Source organism: Vibrio sp. E14, from assembly GCF_020515785.1.
Taxonomy (GTDB): domain Bacteria; phylum Pseudomonadota; class Gammaproteobacteria; order Enterobacterales; family Vibrionaceae; genus Vibrio; species Vibrio diabolicus.
Window position 1 is genome coordinate 1 of record NZ_JAHPJI010000024.1, and the last position, 5,308, is coordinate 5,308.

Genomic DNA, 5,308 nt, shown 5'->3' on the forward strand with positions numbered 1-5,308 from the left:
GCGTTATGCTCAAAGAGAAAGCGATGAAATTGTTTGAAAAGGTCATTATTAAAAGTGCGCTCGATACTCTTTCGATTGACTGGGAAACTATTGTTAATAGTGTAGATCTTAATCAGCAGATTTATTTTACCGGAGCTGGGTACTTTTTGACGCTAAAGTCCCGTTCAATACCCATAAACAGACATGTTGTTTCAGAACCTGTATTTGTAGGAAAACTAGGCAATGTTGATGTTGGGTTTATCGTAATAATTGAAAACAACGAGCTGACACTTGAATGCTATACCTATGGTGAAACGATTACCGCTAAAGATAGGGATAACAAGTTTCGGTGCCTTCTTGAAGAATGAGCATAACAAACTGTTTAAGAGTGATTCGCAACGCGTGGCATTTTTACTATGCGTCGCGTTTTGTGTTTAAGGTGGTATGCGGCGGCATCGGTATTGCGTTGCTCACACCTTAACAGGGCGTTAGTTTTACAGGAGAAAGTTGTGGCAAAACCTATTTCATTTGGTCAATTTAAATTCGGTACCCGAAAGGCATGTGAAGAAGATGCTCGTCGTCGTATTAACTCATATACTCCCGGCTCACTAATGACGTTGGATGACAAAGCTTTTTTTGAGGCTTTGTTTACATTGCATAGTGAGTATGACGAGAAGGTGGGTTGTGGTATTAAAGACATTGAAGTGGGATTAGATTTTCATCGCAACAAATGTTTGTTCATAATCCGAAACGATAGCTCTAGAGTCGTAATTAGCTGGAGACATTGCGTTAAGCCATATACAAAAAAAATGGTTGTTTCTTACGCTTTTCGAAGGGCTGTTAAAAACACAGTAATGACGTTCAAAAATGAAGCTATTTCTAATGGAGCTATATGTCCAAAGTTAGGTATTAATCTGACATTCGACAATAGCCATGTTTCTTACGCTTCGATTTCCTTTGATGACATGCTTACCAATTTTCTTATTGAAAATGGTCTTACTTACGAGTCAGTTGAATTGATTGACCCAGAATATAGTGATACAGATCAGCGAGGAAAGCTTGCCAATCATGTGGTCATGGAAAATTGGCAGAAATACCATCAATCAAGAGCAAGCTTTGAGTTACTTAGTATTGAGGCTAACTTAAGCAAATAAAACTAACAAACGCTTCAAGACGGATTCGCAACGCGTGGCATTTTTATCATGCGTTATATTTAGTGATTAAGGTGCTATGCGGAAACTCCGTGTTGCGTTGCTCACCACTTAAGCGGGCGTTAGCTGTATAGTGAAGTAAGTCAACGACTTAGCATATGAAACGATGTACTATATTGGCAGTCGATATTATGTTTAAGAAATTATATGCAATACCAAGAAGTTAGTCAGCGTATTTATTACTCCAATAAAGAATACGTACCTGTCGGTGAAATCGCACGTTCGCTTATTGCTTTTGAAAGTTTGGTAAAACAAGCTCCAGAAGTACTTGAGGCTCTTTTCCCTGATGCTAAAGTAATTGATATTGAAGTTTTTATTAAAGAACTTCGGTCAGACAGCATTTGGGAAGACTTAGTCGTAAAACTGATTTTCGGAAATCAGCAAAGATTTGATGAATGCATCGATAACACAAGACAAAAACTAGGCATCGAGAAAATCATGAATAATAACCCCAATTTCTTGTCAGCTGTGCTAGTGGCAATGATTCTTGCTGGCGGTGCTTACTATTTAGGTAAGTCATCTGCACCTTCAGATAAAGAAGCTAAAGCTACTGTGGAAGCAAACAATAATACTATTATTCAAATTGGTGCTGGAATGGTTGACATGACGGCAGAGGAATTTACGAACATCGTTATTTCTGCAGTCAAGGACAAGGATAAACTCGCTGAAAACTCATTAAATGTAGTAAAGCCCGCCAAGCTTGACCCTAACGCTACCATTACGTTCAACGAAGATCCGAATATTCAAATTTCTAATGCTTCGGTTCGTGCATTGCCTGAATATAAATCTAAATCAGAAGTATCCGAAGACATTGTCGAAGATTTCCATGACGTTAAACTTGAAATTCGTGCTATTGACTTGGACTCGGCAAAACGGGGTTGGGCAGTTGTAGCTCCTTCGTTGCACAAACGGCGTGTTAAGTTACAACTTGACCCTACAATTAAACCGATGGATCTCAAGAATAAGCTCTCAATTAATGGTCACATTACAGTTGTTTGGGGGGCTGATAACAAAGGTAGTCGTATACCAAAGCTTATATTCTTGCGTGAAATCCTAGATTGATAGTCTGCGAGTGAAATACAGCTAACAAACGCTTTAAGACGGATTCGCAACGCGTGGCATTTTTACCATGCGTTCATTTTAGTGATTTAGGTGGTATGCGGAAACATCGGTATTGCGTTGCTCACCACTTAAGCGGGCGTTAGCAATATTATAAAAAGGAAGTAGTAAATGACGAAGTGTCCAACTTGCTCAAAAAACAGACCCTTAGAATCACATCTTTTTGAGCTTTCGGAACTCTGTAAATATTTGGGTAACTCAGTTGAGTTTACTCAACATGGTACTACTCGAATAGTGAAAACGTCAGTTATTGGCGACTGGTTAAAACTTGCTGCTCATTTAAAAAGAGTTGATATGGAGTGGTGGCGATATAGAGATGAAATGTCAGAAATCTACTGTCCTTCAGATATTGACGATGAGGCGTTAGATGAGGAGCATTTCACACAATACTCTACTGCATTGACTCGTTTTATGTACGTTGCGAATGCAATGGAAGAGGCTTATCGGTTTATTGACAAAGAATATCACTCTTTGGATGTTGTCGTTAACATGCCCCAAAATAAACGGCTTCGGGAGCCAAGCATGAAAGCAACAGTAGTGATCGATCTTCTTCCTAAAGATTCTTTGCCTGACAATTTTTTTCATATAATGAAAAACTTAGAGATAACCTTTAGAAAGTACATTGACCACTTTTCTTTAAGGGTCAATGGCATAGATGATGTGAAGGAAACTGATAATAGCGCTGGTTTGCATTTGATCAGAAATCTACGAAATCATATTGCTCATGGTGTTTTCCCAATAATTGACAATCCAGAATATTGGGGGGGTGAAGACAAAAAGAGAAATTTGTTAAATCTCCTTTTTCATGCTTCGAGGGCAAGTGCTGTTTACATTCAAGCAATCCTTTTTAATTTTAACGAAGGCTTTCAATCTCACGACTACTTCCATATGAAAGATGTATGGGATGAAGAAGGGGAATATTTTGAAAGTAATTGTACAATCGAAATAGCAAAATCTTTGCATTTGACTAGCACATACAGTTTTTCGAAGCCTGTGGAGTCATATTGCTAACAAAGCATTTAAGAGTGATTCGCAACGCTTGGCAGTTTCGCTTCGCTCAAGTATAGCCAAGCGTCGCTCACACCTTAATGCGGCGTTAAGTGCAATCAGCGAGAGTCACATCAAAAAAGTAGGGAAGTATGAGCATTAATATAAAATGGGATGGTGATTGTCGCTTTAAAGTGTTAACTGAAGGCGGTTTTACGTTTAATGTTGACGCTACAAGTGAGAAAGCCCCTTGTCCAACGGAAGTTCTATTGTCGGCTTTAGGTTCATGTAGTGCTACGGATGTCGTCTTGTTACTACAAGATCAAGGTTTTGAAATTCAAGGTCTAGAAAATACGGTTACTTTTGCCCTAACGGAATCAGAACCTCGTTTATATAAATCGGCAAACTTACACTTTACAGTAAATGGCAGTGGTTTTAAGGAATCTGACATTTTGCGAGCAGCTCAAGAAGCGGTGGAAAAGCATTGTCATGTTTGTCTTATGTTGAGCCCTACGATCGATATCACTTGTTCAGCCGAAGTGGGTAAAAATTGCACTTAACAAAGCGTTTAAGAGGGATTTGGCACGCGTGGCATTTTTAACATGCATTGAGTTTAGTGTTTAAGGTGCTTTGCAGAAGCTTTTGTATTGCGTGCCGGCACCCCTTAACGCGGCGTTAGTTTGCAAGAGGAAAAACGCAGCTATATCGCAAGGTTTAGTGGTAAAAGCTCAAAGTATAAATTGTCGTATCGGCGTTCAATTTCAGTGCTAATTAGTGTGGTAAAAATCCAAAATTGGCATCGTTTCAACGGTTGATTCGTTCTTTGGTGCGGCGACTTTTGGGTTAATTGAGCTGAACTCTTTTGCTGAAACTCTGCTCGTTGAGTTTGTTGGTACAAAAGCCGATTTACTCGCTGAAATGACGTTTTCTCTGGTGTGGTAAGTTCCACGTGGTTTTAGTGACTTTGTTGAAAGTCCGCATTGTGAGATTGGTTTTCCAAAAGCGCTTTTTGGTGTTGTCAGTATGTTTTCTACGGCGTTATTTGTTCCAAGTGGTTTCATTGAGCAGCCGCTTTGAGACTACGCCTGACTTAAGTGCATCAAAACACATGGAGTGTATTGTTTGCAAAGTTTAAAATAAAGTAAAATCAACGCTTTGGGTTTGCAAACTAACAAACTGCTCAAGAGGGATTCGCAACGCGTGGCATTTTCACTATGCGTTGAATTTAGTGATTAAGGCGGTGTGCAGAGGCTTCGGTATTGCGTTGCTCACCCCTTAGCAGGGCGTTAAGTTTCATTGGAGTTCAGGTGCAATGGATAAAGAAGTAAAAGCGTCATGGGAAAGGTTTCTCAATCCAGTGTCGCTCAAGAACAATATAATCACGGCGTCTGTACACTCGATGGCATTCGAGATGCTAAAAAGTAGTATCGAAGATAAAATTAGAGAGTTCTTTACAAATGGATTTGATGAAAACGGCCCACTTGTTAGCGATGATTATAAGCTCAAAGTTTTAAAGCTAAACCGTAGTCGAACCTATGCTTCGCTTTTATGGTTAAAGCAACATGACGCTATTGATGACGCTGATATTGAAGTATATGAGCGTATTAAACGTCATCGTAATGAACTGACGCATGAACTATTTAAGTTCGCTTCCCAAGGCTGCGACTTTGATGTGGCAAAAAGCTTTGATGATATGGTGGGCTTATTGCGGAAGATAGAAATTTGGTGGTTTGTAAACCTAGAAATGGCTATCGACCCTGAGAGTTATCCTGCTGACTTAGACTTAGATGAAGTCGTTCCGGGACGTTTGTGGAGCTTGCAGATGCTCATCAGCACCGCTTTGGGCTCTGAAGAGGATGCAATGAAATTCTACAATGAGTTTGTGCAGAAAACTGAAACTTAACAAACTGTTTAAGAGTGATTCGCAACGCGTGGCATTTTTACTATGCGTTGGTTTTAGTGTTTAAGGTGGTATGCGGCAGCTTCGGTATAGCGTTGCTCACACCTTAACA

General features: G+C 39.7%; 6 protein-coding genes. All 6 read left to right on the top strand.

Annotated features, from left to right (window positions below):
* The coding region (locus LIX84_RS22995) for a hypothetical protein (protein WP_226422246.1) at positions 1 to 347 on the top strand (347 nt) is incomplete at its 5' end.
* 141 nt (positions 348 to 488) lie between these two features.
* Positions 489 to 1,133, top strand: coding sequence for a DCL family protein (locus tag LIX84_RS23005; protein ID WP_329958999.1), 645 nt, complete (start codon positions 489 to 491; stop codon positions 1,131 to 1,133).
* Positions 1,134 to 1,337: 204 nt separating this feature from the next.
* Positions 1,338 to 2,252, top strand: coding sequence for a hypothetical protein (locus LIX84_RS23015; RefSeq protein WP_226422248.1), 915 nt, complete (start codon positions 1,338 to 1,340; stop codon positions 2,250 to 2,252).
* A gap of 168 nt (positions 2,253 to 2,420) precedes the next feature.
* On the top strand, positions 2,421 to 3,320 hold the full coding sequence (locus LIX84_RS23025) for a hypothetical protein (RefSeq protein WP_226422249.1): 900 nt from the start codon (positions 2,421 to 2,423) through the stop codon (positions 3,318 to 3,320).
* 128 nt (positions 3,321 to 3,448) lie between these two features.
* Positions 3,449 to 3,856, top strand: coding sequence for an OsmC family protein (locus tag LIX84_RS23030; RefSeq protein ID WP_226422250.1), 408 nt, complete (start codon positions 3,449 to 3,451; stop codon positions 3,854 to 3,856).
* Positions 3,857 to 4,608: 752 nt separating this feature from the next.
* Positions 4,609 to 5,199 (top strand): hypothetical protein, encoded by a 591-nt coding sequence (locus LIX84_RS23040; protein WP_203498393.1) that lies wholly within the window; start codon positions 4,609 to 4,611, stop codon positions 5,197 to 5,199.
* Positions 5,200 to 5,308 lie beyond the last annotated feature (109 nt).

Coding starts and splice junctions, on each gene's coding strand:
- LIX84_RS23015 (WP_226422248.1), top strand. CDS start 1,338: ATGCAATACCAAGAAGTTAGTCAGCGTATTTATTACTCCAATAAAGAA.
- LIX84_RS23025 (WP_226422249.1), top strand. CDS start 2,421: ATGACGAAGTGTCCAACTTGCTCAAAAAACAGACCCTTAGAATCACAT.
- LIX84_RS23030 (WP_226422250.1), top strand. CDS start 3,449: ATGAGCATTAATATAAAATGGGATGGTGATTGTCGCTTTAAAGTGTTA.
- LIX84_RS23040 (WP_203498393.1), top strand. CDS start 4,609: ATGGATAAAGAAGTAAAAGCGTCATGGGAAAGGTTTCTCAATCCAGTG.